At 66.9% G+C, this 18,059-nt stretch carries 14 protein-coding genes and 2 tRNA genes; 7 read left to right on the top strand and 9 right to left on the bottom strand.

Features of this window, described 5'->3' with window-relative positions; genetic code table 11:
- Positions 1-592 precede the first annotated feature (592 nt).
- Positions 593-665, bottom strand: a tRNA-Arg gene (locus tag V6U90_RS29805).
- A gap of 35 nt (positions 666-700) precedes the next feature.
- Positions 701-791 (bottom strand) — tRNA-Ser (locus V6U90_RS29800).
- A 123-nt stretch (positions 792-914) separates the two neighbouring features.
- On the opposite strand from V6U90_RS29800, the gene V6U90_RS29795 reads away from it, so the two are divergent.
- The gene (locus V6U90_RS29795; protein WP_334443760.1) at positions 915-2,075 is read left to right on the top strand and encodes a hypothetical protein; all 1,161 of its coding nucleotides are present in this window, start codon (positions 915-917) and stop codon (positions 2,073-2,075) included.
- Positions 2,076-2,142: 67 nt separating this feature from the next.
- On the opposite strand, the gene V6U90_RS29790 is transcribed toward V6U90_RS29795, so the two are convergent.
- The gene (locus V6U90_RS29790; protein ID WP_334443757.1) at positions 2,143-2,913 is read right to left on the bottom strand and encodes a CPBP family intramembrane glutamic endopeptidase; all 771 of its coding nucleotides are present in this window, start codon (positions 2,911-2,913) and stop codon (positions 2,143-2,145) included.
- 179 nt (positions 2,914-3,092) lie between these two features.
- Here V6U90_RS29790 and V6U90_RS29785 point away from each other — a divergent pair, with 179 nt between their 5' ends.
- The gene (locus V6U90_RS29785) at positions 3,093-4,211 is read left to right on the top strand and encodes a globin domain-containing protein (RefSeq protein ID WP_334443755.1); all 1,119 of its coding nucleotides are present in this window, start codon (positions 3,093-3,095) and stop codon (positions 4,209-4,211) included.
- Between the two features lie 101 nt (positions 4,212-4,312).
- Here V6U90_RS29785 and V6U90_RS29780 read toward each other — a convergent pair whose 3' ends face one another.
- On the bottom strand, positions 4,313-5,833 hold the full coding sequence (locus V6U90_RS29780) for a peptide deformylase (protein WP_334443753.1): 1,521 nt from the start codon (positions 5,831-5,833) through the stop codon (positions 4,313-4,315).
- A 445-nt stretch (positions 5,834-6,278) separates the two neighbouring features.
- On the opposite strand from V6U90_RS29780, the gene V6U90_RS29775 reads away from it, so the two are divergent.
- Positions 6,279-7,070 (top strand): (2Fe-2S)-binding protein, encoded by a 792-nt coding sequence (locus tag V6U90_RS29775; RefSeq protein ID WP_334443750.1) that lies wholly within the window; start codon positions 6,279-6,281, stop codon positions 7,068-7,070.
- Positions 7,071-7,098: 28 nt separating this feature from the next.
- Here the strand turns inward: V6U90_RS29775 and V6U90_RS29770 are convergent, their stop codons facing one another.
- Positions 7,099-8,844, bottom strand: a complete 1,746-nt coding sequence (locus V6U90_RS29770) for a hypothetical protein (protein WP_334443748.1) — start codon at positions 8,842-8,844, stop codon at positions 7,099-7,101.
- Between the two features lie 136 nt (positions 8,845-8,980).
- On the opposite strand from V6U90_RS29770, the gene V6U90_RS29765 reads away from it, so the two are divergent.
- A complete protein-coding gene (locus tag V6U90_RS29765) occupies positions 8,981-9,691 on the top strand; it encodes a class I SAM-dependent methyltransferase (RefSeq protein ID WP_334443746.1) in 711 nt (236 codons plus the stop codon).
- 96 nt (positions 9,692-9,787) lie between these two features.
- Here V6U90_RS29765 and V6U90_RS29760 read toward each other — a convergent pair whose 3' ends face one another.
- Positions 9,788-10,336, bottom strand: coding sequence for a YbhB/YbcL family Raf kinase inhibitor-like protein (locus tag V6U90_RS29760; RefSeq protein WP_334443743.1), 549 nt, complete (start codon positions 10,334-10,336; stop codon positions 9,788-9,790).
- A gap of 412 nt (positions 10,337-10,748) precedes the next feature.
- Between V6U90_RS29760 and V6U90_RS29755 the strand changes: the two genes are divergently transcribed.
- Positions 10,749-11,549, top strand: a complete 801-nt coding sequence (locus V6U90_RS29755) for a hypothetical protein (RefSeq protein ID WP_334443740.1) — start codon at positions 10,749-10,751, stop codon at positions 11,547-11,549.
- Between the two features lie 41 nt (positions 11,550-11,590).
- Here the strand turns inward: V6U90_RS29755 and V6U90_RS29750 are convergent, their stop codons facing one another.
- A complete protein-coding gene (locus V6U90_RS29750; protein ID WP_334443737.1) occupies positions 11,591-11,953 on the bottom strand; it encodes a hypothetical protein in 363 nt (120 codons plus the stop codon).
- A 540-nt stretch (positions 11,954-12,493) separates the two neighbouring features.
- Here V6U90_RS29750 and V6U90_RS29745 point away from each other — a divergent pair.
- Both V6U90_RS29745 and V6U90_RS29740 read left to right on the top strand, forming a co-directional pair.
- Positions 12,494-14,404, top strand: a complete 1,911-nt coding sequence (locus tag V6U90_RS29745) for a DEAD/DEAH box helicase (protein WP_334443735.1) — start codon at positions 12,494-12,496, stop codon at positions 14,402-14,404.
- A complete protein-coding gene (locus tag V6U90_RS29740; protein WP_334443733.1) occupies positions 14,401-15,741 on the top strand; it encodes a hypothetical protein in 1,341 nt (446 codons plus the stop codon). The genes V6U90_RS29745 and V6U90_RS29740 overlap by 4 nt, the downstream gene beginning before the upstream one ends.
- Before the next feature lie 261 nt (positions 15,742-16,002).
- Here V6U90_RS29740 and V6U90_RS29735 read toward each other — a convergent pair whose 3' ends face one another.
- Positions 16,003-16,716 carry an HAD family hydrolase gene (locus tag V6U90_RS29735; protein ID WP_334443731.1) on the bottom strand — a complete coding sequence of 238 codons (714 nt, stop codon included), beginning with the start codon at positions 16,714-16,716 and terminating at the stop codon, positions 16,003-16,005.
- Entirely contained in the window at positions 16,713-17,579 is an 867-nt protein-coding gene (locus V6U90_RS29730) for a GntR family transcriptional regulator (protein ID WP_334443729.1), read from the bottom strand. The genes V6U90_RS29735 and V6U90_RS29730 overlap by 4 nt, the downstream gene beginning before the upstream one ends.
- Between the last annotated feature and the right edge of the window lie 480 nt (positions 17,580-18,059).

Raw genomic sequence — 18,059 nt, 5'->3', positions numbered from 1 at the left:
CAACCCACCGAACAACAAACGATCACGCAACAACCGCTAAACACCACTCCACAGGACTTGACCGCCATCTCGCCCGTACCGACTCCGCCACCTACGACGCGAACGGCTACACGCTCACACTTCCGACCGCTTCGACGAATGTCAGGGCTCGGACGCCTGGCTCCATCTCGACCTCGACCGTGCACCACGGCTGCAGTCTCAACGACGGCCTGACTGATCGACTCCCTGCCAGCGACGTCGACCCAACGCCAGCAAGCCCGTGACGCCGTGCCACCGTCCCCACGACTGCACAAGGCACGTCGACATCCTGTGCAGCCGAAATACCGTGCCAGGCCACGGGCCGGGCTCGAATCGGAAGCGCGTCTGCCCACTACCAGGCGAGCTTCCAGTAACAGCCCCGGGCCCGCCTGGACCCACCAACACGCACCACGCCGCCACCGACAGTTCCGACACGCGCCGGCACCAACCCCCGCCGAAACAGACGAGCACCAACGGAGCACCACGGTCCCATCAGGCGGGAAAGGTGGGCGCGAAAATGGGAAAGAAGAAGGCCGTGACCTCTGTTTTCGCAGGTCACGGCCTTGATCTTTTGTGCGCCCGAAGGGACTCGAACCCCTAACCTTCTGATCCGTAGTCAGATGCTCTATCCGTTGAGCTACGGGCGCTTGTGCTCGACCAGCATACACATCCGGTCTTCGCGCGGAGACTCCGGGATTCGAACCCGGGAGGGGCTTTAAGACCCCAACCGCATTAGCAGTGCGGCGCCATAGACCAGACTAGGCGAAGTCTCCCCGGTGGCCCGCAGACCACCGCTGCCCGAGGATACAGGGACGGACCGGTCGGGGGCAAAGCGACTATGCCGACCCGCCGTGGAACCGGGTGGGAGACGTGCATCACGACTAGGCTCCAACTGCATGGAGGAGCTGCCGCGCACCGATCCGCCGCGTCGCATCCCGGGCAAGGCGGCGCCCCGCCCCCGTGCCGCGAAACCGACCTTCACCCCGCCGCCCGACGCCGGCCAGCCTGAGAACGACGGAAACGACGGAAACGACGGACCGGGACGCGGCAGCCCGGAAGCCGGTGGGGTCGGCACGCCGGTACCGGCTACCCGCGCACCCCGGGCGCGGCGTCCTAAGGCGGACGCGGCCCCGCCCGTGCTGTTCCAACCGCCGGCGGAAGTGACGACACCGGCAGCAGGTGATCCGGAACATATCCAGGATGCCCTGGTCGGTGACCCACCGGCCCGGGGCCGGAAACGGAGCACGGCAGCGAAACGTCCCGCACCGGCCCGGAAGGTCACCCCGCCCCGTAGGGACGGGCCGGAACAGGCTCAGCAGGAGAATGCCGAGCAGCCCCAGGGGCGGACAGCACCGCTGGGGACGCCGGCGCGTACCAATGGGCTGCACACACCGACCACCGCGCAGTTGCTCGAACACCCCCGCCACGCGCCGGAGCTGCTGGCTTGCACGGCGGTGGCGACGATGGGGCCGTACGCCAGGTCCTGGGCCGACCGGATGCGGACGATCTACCCGGCGGCCGACGCCGACGGACTGGCCCGACTGGCCGTCCGGCGGTACCGCCGGCTCGCTGCCGTCGGTGGTGCGACCTCGGCGTTGGCCGGCCTGCTCGCACCCCTGGCCGAGCTGGTCACGGTCGCCTGCACCCAGGCCGGGCTGGTCCTGCACCTGGCGGCTGCCCACGGGCGGGACCCGGTACACCCCGACCGGGCGGTGGAACTGCTCGTGCTGACCCGGGTGCACCCCGATGCCGCCGTCGCCCGGGCCGCGCTGGGGGAGGTCAGGGCCGTCCTGGCGGAGAGCCTGACCGCGCCGGACGGGACGCCGGTCGCGGGCGACGACGCAACCGGCCCGGCGCAGCGGCCTGCCGGGGTCGGCCCGCGGTTGGTCACGCTTCTCGGCGCGCAGGCGGGCGGCTGGCTGGCCGTGCGGCTCGTGGCCCGGTGGCTGCCAGGGATGGCGGTGCTGGCCGCAGCGGCGGGTGACTCGGCGGCGATGGAGCGGCTGGCGGCCCGCGCAGTCGCGTTCTATCGGCGACCGCCGGTTGCCGGGGGCTGACGTCCCGGGCCGGCCAGCGGAGGCCGGCGCCCCGGGGCGGTCGGGGTCGGCCGACCAGCGGGTCCGCTCAGAGCCAGCTGAACCATTCCCTGGGCAGTAGGGCGTAGCCGACGAAGGCGACCACGTCGAGCAGGGTGTGCGCGACGACCAGCGGCATAACCCGGCGGGTACGCAGGAAGAAGAGGGTGAACACCACGCCCATCACCACATTGCCGACGAACGCCCCGAATCCCTGGTAGAGGTGGTACGAGCCGCGCAGCAGTGCGCTGGCGGCGATCACCGTGCCGATCCGCCAGCCCAGTTCCCGCAGCCGGGTGACCAGGTAGCCGACGACGATGACCTCCTCCAGGATGGCGTTCTGCGCGGCGGCGAGCAGCAGCACGGGCACCGTCCACCACAGGTCGGGCAGGGCCGCCGGCACCAGGGTGGCGTTGACGCCGAGCTGCGCGGCGGCCCAGAAGAGCGCCAGTCCGGGCAGGCCGATCAGGGCCGCGAGACCGGCACCGTGGGCAAGGTCCGTCCCGGGTCGCCGGGCGTCCAGGCCGAGGGTGCGCGGCGCGTCGCCGGGGTTGCGGTTGAGCAGGTGTACGGCGAGCAGTACCGGCAGCAGCGCAAAAATGATCTTCAGCAACTGGTACGTCAGGTCGAGCCAGGGGCGGGCCGACTGGGAGACGTTCAGCGCGGCGGTCTGCTCGGACAGCGGCCGCTCGGCGGTGAGTCGGGCGATGATCGTCACCAGGGCGTAGACCGCCGACTGTCCGAGCGACAGGCCCAGCACGATGAGGACCTCGCTGCCGAGGGTCTGTCGGGAAACCGGGCGGGTGAGCTCAACCGTCACCGGACCACTGTGCCCGACGGGCGGCCAGGTCGGCAGAGGCCGGCGGGACTGACGGACCGGACGGCTGACGGACCGGGATGTACAGCACGAAACGATCGCACATTCTGTGCGACGGGCGACCACGGTGAGTTGTCATCCTGAAGTCGGCCACACTCCCGCCGTATCCCGAAAGGGCGTCAATGGACAACGTCGCGCGGCTACTGAAGGAGAGCTGGATCCTCGTCGAGGAGGATCGCGACCGGCTCGCCAGCTACTTCTACGCGCGGCTCTTCCTGCTCGACCCCGAGTTGCGGCAGCTCTTCCCGGCCCAGATGAACGAGCAGCGGGACCGGTTGCTGGAGGCGATCATCACCTCGATCCACACCGTCGGCGACCCGGAGCGGTTCGGCGAGTTCCTCCGGGACCTCGGTCGGGACCACCGCAAGTACCACGTCGCCCCGGAGCACTACCACACCATGGGGATCGCTCTGCTCGACGCACTGCGTACGGCCGCCGGCGGCCAGTGGAACCTGGAGTACGACCAGGCATGGCGGGACGCGTACGCGGCGATCGCCCAGAAGATGATCGCCGGGGCGGCCGACGACGGGAACCCGCCGTTCTGGCACGCCGAGGTGCGCACGCATGAACGGCGCGGCCGGGACACCGCGGTGTTCACCTGCCGGCCCCTCCAGCACCGCCTGCCGTACCGCGCCGGTCAGTACGTGAGCCTGGAGGTACCCCGCTACCACCCCCGGGTGTGGCGGACGTACTCCATCGCGAACGCGCCGAACGAGGAGAACGTGCTGGAGTTCCATGTCCGTACGCCGGTCGGGGCCGGCTGGGTCTCCGGCGCGTTGGTCCGGCGGGTCAGGCCGGGTGAGCTGATCCGGTTGGCGGCACCGATGGGCTCGATGACCCTGGACCGGACCTCGACCCGGGACATCCTCTGCGTGGCCGGCGGCGTGGGCATCGCCCCGATCAAGGCACTGGTGGAGGAGTTGACCGGCTGGAACCGGACCCGCTGGGTGCACGTCTTCTACGGCGCCCGGACTGCGGAGGACCTGTACGGCCTGGCCGAGTTGGAGGCGTTGACGGTCGACCACCCGTGGCTGTCGGTCACACCGTCGTGCAGTGACGATCCGGACTTCGAGGGCGAGCAGGGGGACGTGTCGGACGTGATCAACCGGTACGGGCCGTGGACCACGCACGACTGCTTCGTGTCCGGCTCCGCCGCGATGGTCCGGTCCACGTTGCGGGCCCTGGCGCAGGACGAGGTGCCGACCGCCCAGATCAGATACGACACCTTCGGTGACCTGTAGGACTTTTCTCCCCCCAGACCGGGTCGCGTGCCCTGCCCCCGGGGCACGCGACCCGGTCCCCCGCCTCGGCTGCGCGTCCGGTACCGCGCCGGTGGCCGCGGTCAGTACCGCCAGGGCCGGCCGGTCTCGCGGTACTCCTCGACCGGTACCAGCGGTACGCCCGGAGCCATCCGGTCCACGTAGAGCCGGCCTTCCAGGTGATCGACCTCGTGGGCGACCAACCGGGCCATGGCGAACTCGAAGGCGGTGATGACCCGCTGCCCGTCCCACTGGGCGTGTTCCACGTCGATGCGGAGCGGCCGGGGTACCAGGCCTCGCTGGTCGAAGAAGGACAGGCAGCCTTCGTACTGCTCGTCGGTGTCCAGGGCCGCGTCGACCACCCGGGGGTTGAGCAGCACGATCAGCTCTGCCGAGCGGTCCGGCGGGCGGATGACCGCCGCCGACCACGGGATGCCGAGCTGAGTGGCGGCCAGGCCGACGCCCTTGCTGAACGGATGCAGTTGGTCGATCCGGGTGAGCGCGCCGCGCAACTGGTCGACGACTTCCCGGGCGACGGTTTCCTCCCGGGGCAGATCGAACAGCCGGGCCGGCTGGCGCAGCAGGTCGGCCCCGCGCTGCACGATGCCGGCCGCGCGCATCCGGTCACTCGCCCGGGTGGGCGACTCCGTCCGGTCGGCCGGGCTGACGGGTTGGTTACGGAACCGCCACTCCAGCCGGTATCGGGCGTTGAGCGCCGGCTCCTCGGTCGTCCACTCGAAGATCGCCCGCCCGGCCTCGTCGTGCCGGACCAGTGGGGTGCGCAGCGGCCCCTCCTCCGCCGACAGCGATGTCTCCACGCCCCACACGTGGGGGTCGAGGGCGGCGGGCAGGTCCAGTCGGACGCTGAGGCGGCGGGTGGGGAGCCGGACTGCCCGCTGGAACCACGGGCCCCACTTCTCGTGCCCGACGGTGTACGAGTACTCGATGGTCGCCCGCTGGCCGGGGTAGAGCGGGAAACGGCCCTCGGCGTTCTCGAAGAGAAGCCAGAACTCCTTGAAGGCGTCCCGGTCGTGCTTGGCCCGCCAGTCCATCGGTTCCAGGTTTCCCTGGTCGTCACAGTGGGCGCGCAGTTCCAACTCGCCGAAGGTGAGTGGGTGGTCCCGGTGGTGCTGGTTGGACCGGCCGGGGTCGCTGGGGTAGCGGTCGACGGCCACCCGGACCAGGTATCTCGTGACCGGTTCGGTGCCGGCGTTGTAGAGCGCCCGGCGGATGACGCACCGGTAGGAGTCGTCGTGGTGGGTGAGGGCGGCGGTTTCCTGCTCCACGATGAGGCCGGTACCGGGCGGCATCCACTGCTCGGGGACCGGCGGGTCCCGGTGCACCGGATTCGACCGGGCGTTGCGGAGTTCGTCGTACTCCTGGAACCGCTGCCAGATGGCGCCGGCGGCGCCGAGGACCGCCTCGGCCCGTCGGGCGAAGTCCTCGGTGGGGCGGTGCCGGCGGCTCTCCACGTGACTGACGTACGACGGGTCGAACCCCATCTGCGTGGCGAGCTGCTTCTTGGTCAGGCCCCGTTCGGTCCGCTGACGGGCGAGTTCAGCCGCGAACGAGTCGGCAGCCCGTTCGATGGGCGAGCTGGTCATCAGAGTCCTCATAGCCGGGAGTCTCAAGTTTCCTGGCGGACCAGGCGATCACTATCAAAGTGCCACTTTCCTGACAATTGACTTGACAACTTAATTACCTACATCGATTATTCCGGCACCGTACCGCATCCGCACGTCGCCATGGGAAACAATCTCCTCACCGTGGGTCACGATGTGCAACGGTTTCCGCCGATCACGGCCGGGTAGAAAGCCGCACACCCGCAGTAGGGGCAGCAGACCTGGGCCGCCGGAACAGGGGCCATCTGAGCAGGCCCGGCGGGTCGCCGGTCGACCTGCGGTCGACAGCCCGAAGTTGGTAAGGCTTCCCTTAGACACGAAGTCGTGGTTAGGCTAGCCTTAGCTCAGAAGCCGGTAGGCGACCGGACGACGACAGGGGGATGATCGAGGTGACGTTGTCGAGGCCAGGGCCGGACGGCCGTCCGGCATGACCGTCACCGTCGACCACCAGGCACCCGCTGCTGCGCCGCTGGCGCCGGTCAGCGCCACCCTGCGGGCCATGTTCGGTACCGACGACCTGCCCGGTGTCGTACCCGGTCTCCTGGTCACCGACGAGGCCGGCTGGTGGCCGGCGACCGAACTGGTGACCGGCGCCCGCATACCCGACCTGCTCGCCGCAGCGGCCCGGATGTGGCAGGGCACCCCGCACGCCTGCGCCGCCCTGGCCTGGAAGTCGTACAGCTACTACGTGGCCCTGCCCGCCGTACTCGGCTGGGCCTCGGCCCGCCGGGTACCGCTGCCGCATCCGACGGACGTCGTGTTCAACTCCGCCGACCACGCCTCCCTGCCCACCATGGGCCTGCGCCGCTCCACCACCATCGCCGTCCTGCCCGGGGACCCGCTGGCACTGAGCGGGCGACCCGAGATCCGGGTGGTCGCCGACGGGACCGAACTGCTCGGCCTGCTCCGCACCTCGCTGCTCGACGACCACTTCGCCCCGGTGATCACCGCCATGCAACGGGAGGTACGCATCGGAACGCGTACCCTGCTCGGTTCGGTGGCCTCCGGCATCGCCCACGGCATCCTGCGGGCCGCGGACGTCCTGCCCGGGTCCGCCGCCGACCAGATCGACACCCTGCTCGGCGCGCTCGACCTGGCCGACCTGGTCGAGCTGGTACCCGGCCCGGCCGGTGAAGTGACGGTCCAGCGCCGCACCTGCTGCCTCGCGTTCACCCTGCCCAACCCGAGGTACTGCTCCGGCTGCTGCGTCCAGCCCTGATCCCACCCCGGCAGGTTCCGCGCTGGGCTCAGCCCACCAGCGGGCGGACGTCCCACAGCCAGACCCCACCGGTCCGCACCGGCTGCACCCTGCTCAGTGCCGTCATGCCCTGCCGCAGCGCCTCCTCGTACGGCTGCGGGGCGAGTACCACCACGCCGGCCCGCCAGTACCGCAGGTCGGCCACGGCGGCGGCCCGGCGCTGCGGGGTGACCGCAGGGACCTGGCCGGTCCGCTGGATGCTCTTGAAGAAGGCGCTGGTGGGCCGGGGCGGGGCGGTGAAGAGCGCGACCATCGGCTCGGGCGCGTCCGGACGGGTGTCCGGAGCGAGGAAGTAGCCCCTGGCCAGCCGGAGATCCAGACCGGTCTGCGCCGACCAGCGCAACGGGTCCGGGTAGGTGTTGTCCGGCAGCGGCAGCGCCACCAGACTGCGACCGCCGGCCAGGTACTCCCGCCAGGCTCCCGAGCTGACGAACTCCGGGGTCGACGGGATCGGCGCGCTCGGCAGGGGCGTGGGCGCGATCGGCAGCAGTGCCATCGCCAGGACGGTGCCGGTGGCCAGGCGCAACTGCGGCCGGGCATCGGGGTACCGGTCGCCGAGGTCGACGACGTGCTGCACGCCGTACGCCAGGAGCAGGCCGACCACCGGGGTGATGGCCAGTGCCCAGCGGGTCGGTACCACCGAGTGCAGGATCGGCAGGTTCTCCAGGAGCGTCCAGGGTGCCGGGATGCCGGTGTCCCGTCCCTCCCAACGGATCTCCCGCCCCACGGACACCACGGCGAAGAGCAGACCGGTGGCGGCGAGGCCGAGCACCACCGCGTGGTGTCGCAGCCACCAGACCAGCGCCGGCACGAGTACGGCCAGCGGCCAACCGAAGAAGGCGTTCTCCTCACTCGGGTTCTGGGCCAACCGCTTCGTGGTACGCGGGTCCCCGGCGAACGATTCCCCGGAGAAGGCCACGAAGGACGCCAGATCCGCCCGGTAGCCCCGGATGGTCCGGGACAGTCCCTGGTAGGCGTTCGGACCGAAGAACTGGACGTAGAGCGGGTAGGCGAGCACGACCGTGGCGAGCACGGCGGCCACCGCGAGGCCGGCGAGGAAGGTCCGGGTGTCGGCCCGCAGATCCGGCCGCAGGGCTGCCAGGACGGCGACCACGACACCCAGGCCGATCGCCGTCATCAGCAGGATCTCCAGGTTGACGAAGCCCTGGACCACGATCAGCAGACCGAGCAGTACGCCGTTGCGGACCGCGCGGCCGGGTTCACGCAGCCGCAGGGTCCGCCAGATGATCAGCGGTACCAGGAACTGCGCGACGATGTTCGGGTGCCCGTTCGCGTGCGAGACCATGCCGGGGGCGAAGGCGCAGAAGACCGCACCGACCCAGGCCGCCGCCCGGGACCGGAGGAACTGCCGGGACAGCACCAGGTACCAGGAGGTCGCGGTACCGGCCAGCGCCAGGGTCAGGAAGACGTTGAACGACACCTGGGGGCCGAGGGTGAGGGTGAGCGGGGACAGGGGCAGGGAGATGGCCAGGACGGAGGTGTTGGCCATCAGGTTCACCCCGTCGGGGACGTTCATCTGGTAGGTGACGAACGGGTAGGCCAGCCGGGTGACCACCCGCGCCCCGTGCGCCAGCATCCACTCGAACTGGGCCTGGTCGGTCGGGTTGGCGCGTACGCCGTGACCGGGGTGACGCCAGAGCCGGAGGGTCACCCATCCGGCGAGCAGGGCGAAGCTCGCCAGTGCCGTGACATCCCGCCGATGTGAGGTAATCATCCCGCTTCGGAGCGTAGTGAAGCATCGCGGGGTATGTGTGATGACCGGCGAGGTGGCCCGATTTCCCTACCGTCGCCGTAGATGGTTCACTCTGTCGGTCCAGAAGGTCGAGTTCAGATCGCGAGGAATCGACGCCATGGCAGAGATCACCGGGGACCAGCGGGTCCAGTCAGAGGTCCTCGAAGGACTCGCCACCGCGGTCAACCACCGGCGCTGGTTCGTGGAGTTGGCCATCCCGTACCTCGGCGACGATCCAATCGAGGTCGGCAGCGGGTTGGGCGACTACGTGCTGGAATGGGCGCCGCACTTCGAACGGTTCACCGCCACCGAGGCGGACCCGGACCGGCTAATCGCCCTCAAGGAGCGGCTCGCCGACCACCCCAAGATCGAGGTACGGCAGATGCTGCTGCCGCACACGGAGCGGGGCGACTACAGCGCGGCCGTCTCCTACAACGTCCTGGAGCACATCGAGGACCACGTCGGGGCGCTGGCCAGCATGCGGGACCTGGTCCGGCCGGGGGGCGCGGTGGTGCTGATCGTGCCCGCGTTCCAGTTCGCCATGGGTCCGGCGGACATTGCGACCGGTCACGTCCGGCGCTACACCAAGAAGACCCTCGGCGCGGCGCTCACCGAGGCCGGCCTGACCATCGAGAAGATGCACTACGCGAACGCGCTCGGCCTGATCGGCTACTTCATGGCGACCAAGGTGTTCCGCCTGATGCCGAAGGAGGGGCCGATGGTCAAGGTGTACGACAGCACGGTGCTGCCGTTGACCCGGTGGGCCGAGGAGCGGGTGCTACCGCCGTTCGGTCAGTCCGTCTTCGCGGTGGCCCGGGTACCCGGCTGAGGCTGGCGGCCCGGGTACCGGCCCGGGGCAGGACAGCCTTCCGGGTGGTGCCGGCGCCGATCGTCCGGCACCACCCGGTAGCGCCTGTGTTTCAGGTCACTCCTTTACCTGGAAGGTCGGACGGATCACCGCCCGGGCCAGGGTGTGGAACGCCAGGTTGAACCCGACCACCGCCGGGCTGACGTCCGGGGTGACGTCCAGCCGTTCCACGTCGACGGCGTGCACGGCGAAGACGTACCGGTGCGGCCGGTCCCCGGCCGGCGGGGCGGCACCGCCGTACCCACGGTCGCCGTAGTCGTTCCGGATGCTGAAGGCACCGCCGAGGTCGTCACCGGTCGACGCGGCGCTGCCGGCACCCTGCGGTAGCTGGGTCACCGACACCGGCAGGTTGACCAGTACCCAGTGCCAGAAGCCGCTGCCGGTCGGGGCGTCCGGGTCGAGGCAGGTGACCACGAAGCTCTTCGTCTCGGCGGGGAAGTCCGACCAGGCAAGCTGGGGTGACAGGTTCTCCCCGCCGACGCTGCCGTGCGCGAAGGTCAGCTCCATCGGCTCACCGTTCTGCACGTCGTTGCTGGTCAGCGTGAACGGCGGGACGGTCGGCAGCAGCTCGTACGGGTCTGGGGCGATGGGGCGCTCAAGGGTCATCGCGGAAGTCCTTCCGGTATGCGGATCGCTGCGCCCTTCTTACCCCGATGCGGACGGCAAACCGCGCACGACATCCCGGGGCCGGCGGCCTCACACGGTGGCCGGAAGGTGTGGGCCCTACGGCCCCCCTTCCGGCCCCCCTTCCGGGGTCACCGACGCCTTCCGGCGGGCACCGGACTCGATCAGCAAACACCCCTCAGCGACAGTGGCTGTTACGGCTGTTTATTGAGGGCACCTCACATAGCCGCCCTGCCCGGCTATTCGTCACCATCACGAACAAGAGGGTTGCCCCGCGCACCTATTTTGGATATCGTCCGTTCCCTCCACCCACCACCATAGGGACGCGTCCATGAACCAGCCTTGCAGTGATGCAGCCTGGGATGTCGCAGGCGCAGCTCCAGCCATGTCCGCAGTGAGCGGACTGATCAGTGGTTTCATGTTCGCGGGCATGGTGTTCCTGCTCGTGGAAAGACAACCCAGGAACCCGTCGGCACGAATACCCGCGCTGGCGCCGCTCCTTTCCGGCTTCATCGCACTCGGCCTCTGCTCATACCTGTTCGTGTTGATCTCCGGTGAGGACAGCGGCGCCTGTCGTCGCATCTGGTCCGCGACAGCGGTATCGAGCGGAATGCTCGCCGCAGGCACGGTAGCCGCCGTCGGCGGGATCGTGCTGATCATCCACGCCTACTTCGATCAATCGGCAGGCAACGGGGAAAACGCCCCCGCCCTCCACAACAGTCGCCCCGACCGCCTTCTTCGGTTCACGTTTCTCAGCGTGGCCTACATGTCGGAGATACTCCTGCTGGGTCGAGTCGGCGAGGCATTGTGGGTGTGGCTGCGACTCGACAGGGACTGGCTCGCCGCGGCACCCGCGATCATCATTGCCGCGATTGCCGTTCCCTTCGCCTGGATCGCGTTCAGCATATTCGGGTCGACCAGGCGAGAAAAGGAACCGGAAAGCCCGCACATCCGCAGCCTGAACACCGCCGCCCTGGTGATCATGCTTTACTCGACCACAGGTCTCTCCATTATCGGCACGTTGCTGGCAGTCATCAACGGCGACTGGGGCAAAGCCGATTCCTGGACGGCATGGCTTTTCGTCGTTCCGAGCTTCGTCGTACCGAGCGCCGCGATTTGGCTGCTCGCCAAGGGGGTTCTGGGCGTACTCGACTCCTGGTCCACGCCAGCCGGTAGGCAACCCGCGCCCGCCTGACCGGTACGGACGGCGGCTACCCGCCCCCGCGCCCCGGTACGTCAGAACTCGCCCACCCCGGGGTGTGGCCCACGTGCACCGCCGCAGCCGTAGAGACCGGTGCCGAACTGCTGGAGGGCCTGGGCCTCCGGACCGGAGAGTTGAACGGTGGTCTCCGGCTCGACCGGCATCTGCCCGTCGATCAACCTGGCACCGGCTCCGGCCAAACCGGCCAGGCCGAGCACCGTGAACAGCCCGCCGCAGACGAGTCGCACGGTGAGGGTCCCCTCGCCCCAGCCGCTGAAGGTGATCACCCCAGCGAGGGTCAGCACGCCGACCACGGCGAGTCCCGCGGTGACCACCACCATCCCCGCCATCTGTACGCGCTCGCCCCGGATCATCGGCCGGGTCCTCTGCCGCCCCATGTCATCGAGGCTAGGTGGACCAACCGTACGGCGTTCGGGGATTGTGCCGGGTTCGGCAGATGGCGTTGGAGAACGAGTGCGGTGGCGCCCCGCCAGAAGTGAGGTACTCCTGCGTCCGCGCAGCGCGAGCGCAGCGGGCAGGGCAGGGCAGGGCAGGGCAGGGCAGGGCAGGGCAGGGCAGGGCACAGCGTGCACGTGCTGTTGAAGGTCTACGCCTCGTGCATCGGTGGGCAGGGCTGTCCGGGGAGCGGAGGGTGTGGGATTCGAACCCACGAAGAGGTTGCCCCCTTACCGGTTTTCAAGACCACGTAGCTCACGGCGCTGACCAGCCGATATGTAAGCCACGGCTCTACCCGCGACACGGATACGGCGCAGGGGTCACGGACGCAGTGCTGGTCGACGCGACGTGGCCACGACGGGAGGAGTCAGGGCAGAGAGTAGGTCGGCATAGTGTCGCATCTACGACAGAGCCTGCACTTTCGGGCTTCTATCCCTTGTGGAGGCAGGCCCTGTCGGACCCTCCCGATATCCTCATGGGCTATGACGGAGGGCCCGACCGCTCGCGATCCACGACGTCGGTTCGGCAGTGCTGAGCGCGTGGCGTTGTTCATCGCGGCCGATGGCCGCTGTGTTAGTTGCGGTAACGAGCTTCCACAAGGTTGGCACGGAGATCATGTCGACGCCTGGTCTTCTGGTGGCGCAACTGACGTAATCAATGGCCAGGCACTGTGTCCGAAATGCAACTTAAAGAAGGGTAAACAATCAATGTCGGATGCATTCGGACTGCGCGAGTGGCAACAGGAAGCTCGCGAGTTCTATCACAGCCGCAACGGTGGCCCTGGGCAAAACTTCTTGGTGGTTGCGACGCCTGGTGCTGGTAAGACCACTTTCGCGTTGACTATTACCCAAGATCTGATAGACCAGAGAGCCGCGAAAAACCTCGTCGTCGTTGTTCCTACTTCACATCTCAAGCGCCAGTGGGCTCAGGCCGCTCACCGGATGGGAATTCAGCTAGACGATACGTTCGTGAACGCCAACGCTGCGGTCAGTCCCGACTTCGATGGTGTAGTAACGACTTATCATGCCGTTGCCTCGGCGCCGCTTCTCTGGCGCAGACAATGCTCACGGCGCCCTACGCTTGTCATCTTCGACGAAATCCACCATGCTGGCGACGGAGAGGATCTAGCGTGGGGGCAGGCACTCAAGGAGGCTTTTGAGCCGGCCGCTCGGCGGCTTCTTCTTTCGGGAACTCCTTTCAGGAGTGACGCCAAGCCTATCCCCTTCGTTCAGTACGAGCAGGGCCGAGCCGTGCCCGGCTACAACTACGACTACGGCATGGCTCTAGCGGACGGTGGTGTGGTTCGACCGGCCGTCTTCCCTGCGATGGACGGCGAGTCCCATTGGCGCAGAGCAGGCGAGCACCAAACAACCTCCATCTCGCTCGCCGATACTGACGAAAAAACCGTTCCTCCCGCGCTACGCGCGGCCCTCGACCCAACAAAGGACTGGATTCCTTCAGTCCTCAAAGAGGCAAACGCCGCTCTGACCCTCGCCCGGGCTGACGTCCCTGACGCCGGCGGGCTAGTAGTGGCTAGCGATCAAAGTGCCGCCCGCGCTTATGCGAACATTCTTGAGTCGATAACCGGCGAGCGACCTTCAGTGGCCGTCTCTGATGAGCCAGAGGCGTCCAAGATTATCAAGCAGTTTGCAGAAGCTAGCACGCGCTGGATCGTCGCGGTTCAGATGGTGGCCGAAGGCGTGGACATTCCGAGGCTTGCCGTGGGCGTGTATGCCTCACGCATACGCACTCAAATGTACTTCATCCAGGTTGTCGGACGCTTTGTCAGGATGCGCGGCCTGGAGGACGAAACGACTGCAAGGGTCTTCATTCCATCAATTGAGCCCTTGCTGACCTATGCAAGAGACATTGAGAAGACCGTTGACGCTGTGCTCGCCGAGCAAGAAAAGCGTGTAAGAGAGACGCAGGATTCCGGCGACTTTGGCGAGCCGCCAGCACTTATCCCCCCTATCGAGGTGGTCGGATCATCGCCGGCAAGCCACCATGCAACCATTGCTAGCGGTACCTCCATTACTACCGAGGAGAAAAACCGCGCCGAGGCGGTTCTCGCGGCTGCCGGCACGGCGCTGCCTCGTCATACCACTCCCGAGGCTGTAGCGCTCATTCTACGCCTGGCCGGCGATGTTCCTTCACTTCCTGAGCAGCGGCAGCCCGAACCAAGCAACAACATGCCCTTGTCTGCCCAGAAACTGGATCTCCGAAACCTGATTAATCGCAAAGTCGGTAGACTGGCCATGGCGAAGGGAGTGCCACATTCCCACATTCATGGCGAGATGAACAAAACTCTCGGCAACAAGATATCTCATGCCCCGTTGGATTCACTTCACAAGCGTCTCAATCTCCTGGATAAGTGGCTCAAGGAGTTGTCATGATTAACTCAGAAGGAAATGCGGTCTTAGTTAACGTTCTCAGTTCGGCTGTCCGTTCCACGGTCAACGGCATGGAAACTGCTCCAGCGCTGGTTCGACGAACACTTGAAGAAGGAGCTTGGCGACGTTTCACTACGCCCCGCGGCGAAGAGGTGGAGCATAATTCGTTCGAATCCTTCGTTACCTCTGCGCCCACTGCTGGGCTTGGGCAGACTGTTCACGACCTTGTACGCGTTATCGGGGACGACAGGCGCACCCTGGGTCTGCTGAGCCAAGAACTCGGGATAAGCGTCGCGGATCTCCAAGCGTCTGCGGTCGACAGCGAACGGATGAGCCCCATCGACCGCGACGCTCGTCATTTCGGCGAGTATGCTCGGGCAGGAGGTTGGCTATTCGGCTTGATGGTGGCGCGTAGCGTTCAGCCGAGAAAGGCTGGCGGAAGGAAAGGCCAGAAACTCGGCACAGGTTCCGAATCGGTGAGCCAGAAGGTCACGGTAGCCGATTTCGCGGCCAAGGCTGGTTGTTCCAGGGACCGGGTTACGCGCTTCTACCGGGCATGGGAACGGGCGTCCTCAGCAGGAATTGTCCCATCGGCAGACGAGTTAACCCCCGGCACGCAGATCGACCTACCGGAATCCGGTTTGTGGTCCGACTATTTCGTAACCTACGAACAAAGCTCTGATCGCCGAGAGAGTATCGCGCGCCAAGCCGACATTTCCGGCATTAGCTATGGGCAAGCAGTAAGGATTGCCGAGCACCCTGGAGCGCTAAGAACCGCAATCCTTGGCGATGAGAGAACGGCAGAGGCGGCCTGCGCAGCACTCCTTGACCGGGTTGAACACGATGAACACATGCAGGCTCGCATGGCCAAGGCAATTGCTGCCATTCCAGAAATCAAGAAGGCTGTAAGCATTGAGTCGAGAAAGGCCGAACACGCCGACTATGTTACACAGGTAGTTCAGCAAGGAAAGGCGCTGACCCCTAGCGGTAACGTCATTCAGCTCGCCGAATCAACACTAGAGAAGATCACAGGTCGACTGGCGGAGATTGGGGATCCGCAGTCCAGTCCTGATGCGGCCAAGGCGGCATACTCTGCCGTGCAGGAGGTCGTAGCGAGCGCGGTGCAGGAAGATCCCGAAATTTCGAGTCGAGAGCAGAAAGCAAAGTTGCAGAAGGCCCTTTCTGCAACTTCGAGGAGCATTGATCTCATCGATCCCAGTTACCTCACCCAAACGGCCGACGAGGATATTCGCGCAAGCATAGCCTCTCTACAACAAAAGGTGAACGAGCTTGCCAACCTGGTCTCAGAAGCAACTCCTAGGCGACTTCGCGCGGTGTAATCGGTTGCTCCAACCCTGACGGAAGCAAGAAAGGGCGCAAAGGCGCTTACCTGCCTGAGAACCGACGGGAATCAGGCGAAACGTCCGGCCGACCCCCCGTTGGGGGGGCCGGGCGTTTCGCGTCTTGCGAGCACTGGCGGCAGGTCCGTCCTCTACCTACGCAGGCACGGAAAAACAGCTAGATCGGTAATGTTCGCGCGCAATGGACCATCTAATGCTAACGGGTCGACACTACATCGGTTTGCCCGCTGACACCCCTGCTCATCGGTCACTTTGCAATTTGACGTCGGCATCCTTAAGCAGGGCATCTGCTATTCCGGCCATGCTCGTGATGACGACGTTCGCTCCGACATCCCGTAACAGTTCAACCTTGGCCGGACGATTCGCGTAGCCGATCGCCCGCACCCCGGCGGCTCGCGCCCCCTCGATATCAGAGAGCGAGTCACCGATAAGCACGCACCGGGACGCCGGCTCGCGCACAGCGCGCACAGCTTCCAAGATTGGCTCTGGGTTGGGCTTCATGCGAGCCGGGTCGGCGTACGCCCGGCCAATCACCGGCGAGACGTAGGCGGCAAGCCTGTGCGCTGTCAGGTACGCGATCACTGCGCCAGCAGAGTTGTTGCTCACCACCGCCACGGGAACCCCCGCCTGACGGGCTGCCACGATGACTTCCCGGCCGTACGGCGTGGGTTCGGCAGTCTCGACGGCGCGGCGCTCCGCTTCGCAGAGTGCGTCCTCTACCGCCCGCGTGACGTCCTGGTCGCCGGCCGCGCCGGTGCGGCGTAGCACCTCTAACGGGTCCGGCTCGCTGGCGAGATCCGGCGGCACGTCGACGCCGTGACGCCGGAGCACGTCGACCAGCTCGGCGGCAACCTGCGGTGCGGGGTAGCCGGCGAATACGCTGCACACGGGTCCGTCGAAGTCGAGCAGCACCGCCCCCACCCCGGCTAGCAGCCGGTCAAGGTCGGCGTTCATCCGTCGTACCGGTAGGCGATGGTCGACCACACGGAGTCGAACCACTGGCGGGACGCTTCCACGAACTGCGTCCCGTGCGAGGTGTCGTCATCGGTCACCGCGTAGTGGAACAGCGGCACGTCCTTCCCCATCAGGTCATAGATGGCCAGCGGCTCACCTTTGATCGAAACGGTGCGTTCCACAACCGGGTAGAAGCCGTAGAAGACTTCCTCGCCGTTGAGGATGTAGAGCTTAAACAGCGGGGATGCCCGGTGCATCCGTACCTCGACGGTGGTCGACCGGATCAGGCCGAGGTCGCCCAACTCGGTAACCTGATCGATGATCCCGTCTGCCGCTCGGCGGGTAATGCGCTCGGCGCGTTCGCGTACGGCCGGGTCGTCGGCCTGGGTTTCAGCCCGTGCGGGCAGCGCCATCGGCGCGGTCATGTCGGAGATCAAGACTCGCACAGCGATCGTCTCCGGCGCGAGCCGTCCGACACGCACCTTGTCGAGCGCTTCGGCGAGCGCGTCCCGAAGCGTCTCGCCCGAGAAGCCAGCAAAGTCGATGGTGACGTGAGGGCGTTCGAACGCCGATTCGATGTGGGGACGCAGCTCGACGGCTCGCTGTGTCTGCGCCCGGACGAACGCGCCGCTGCCCTGCCGGGACACGATCAGCCGCTCTGCCCGGAGCAGGTCAAGCGCACGCTTGACCGTTTCCCGTGCCACGCCGTAGCGCGCTGCTAGCTCAGGCTGTGACGGCAGCTTGTCACCAGGGGCAAGCCGTCGCGTGAGGATGGCCGCCCGCAGCTTGTTGGCGATCTGCTGCGACGCCTGTTTTGGGTCATCGGGATCTAGCTGGCCGAGGAAGTCAAGGTTCTCGCTCACCCGCCCACGGTAGCTCTGACTAGCCAAGTTGGGAAAGTTTGCCGCACCGCCTTGACCTGACTAGCCAAGTACGCCTACCGTCATCCCATCGCACCTGGCTAGCCAGGAACGACAAGCCGGTTGGTTAGCGGCGTCGGCGTTGCGGCTTCGGCTGCGGCGTTCGCGTACGGACCGCTGTGCGCTCGCTCATTGAGAACTCAACAGCGACTTTCTGCAACAAGCGCGGACAGGGTCGCCCTCGGTAGACCCCTGCCTTGAGCCACACGGCGTGGCCGACCCCCGGTGCAGAGCCGGGGAGAGCGGGGTGTTGGGCAAGGGCGACGTCCGCGCGGCACTACCCGGTACGGGTGTTGCCGTACCGCTATCTCGTGCTGGCGCGGTGGCGTTGGGCCAGGTCATGGCCCGCGCCGCCGGCCTTCTCTTCTCTCCCGTTCGGACTGACTGAGGAGTCGTCGTGACCGTGAACATCGCGTCCGTGGT

The organism is Micromonospora sp. CPCC 206060, from assembly GCF_036906895.1.
Lineage (GTDB): Bacteria > Actinomycetota > Actinomycetes > Mycobacteriales > Micromonosporaceae > Micromonospora.
The sequence above is the reverse complement of the archived record's forward strand: the minus strand, read 5'-3'. Positions and strand labels throughout refer to the sequence as shown.

Coding starts and splice junctions, on each gene's coding strand:
- V6U90_RS29785 (WP_334443755.1), top strand. CDS start 3,093: ATGGACAACGTCGCGCGGCTACTGAAGGAGAGCTGGATCCTCGTCGAG.
- V6U90_RS29770 (WP_334443748.1), bottom strand. CDS start 8,844: ATGATTACCTCACATCGGCGGGATGTCACGGCACTGGCGAGCTTCGCC.
- V6U90_RS29795 (WP_334443760.1), top strand. CDS start 915: ATGGAGGAGCTGCCGCGCACCGATCCGCCGCGTCGCATCCCGGGCAAG.
- V6U90_RS29750 (WP_334443737.1), bottom strand. CDS start 11,953: ATGGGGCGGCAGAGGACCCGGCCGATGATCCGGGGCGAGCGCGTACAG.
- V6U90_RS29765 (WP_334443746.1), top strand. CDS start 8,981: ATGGCAGAGATCACCGGGGACCAGCGGGTCCAGTCAGAGGTCCTCGAA.
- V6U90_RS29745 (WP_334443735.1), top strand. CDS start 12,494: ATGACGGAGGGCCCGACCGCTCGCGATCCACGACGTCGGTTCGGCAGT.
- V6U90_RS29775 (WP_334443750.1), top strand. CDS start 6,279: ATGACCGTCACCGTCGACCACCAGGCACCCGCTGCTGCGCCGCTGGCG.
- V6U90_RS29760 (WP_334443743.1), bottom strand. CDS start 10,336: ATGACCCTTGAGCGCCCCATCGCCCCAGACCCGTACGAGCTGCTGCCG.
- V6U90_RS29735 (WP_334443731.1), bottom strand. CDS start 16,716: ATGAACGCCGACCTTGACCGGCTGCTAGCCGGGGTGGGGGCGGTGCTG.
- V6U90_RS29740 (WP_334443733.1), top strand. CDS start 14,401: ATGATTAACTCAGAAGGAAATGCGGTCTTAGTTAACGTTCTCAGTTCG.
- V6U90_RS29780 (WP_334443753.1), bottom strand. CDS start 5,833: ATGACCAGCTCGCCCATCGAACGGGCTGCCGACTCGTTCGCGGCTGAA.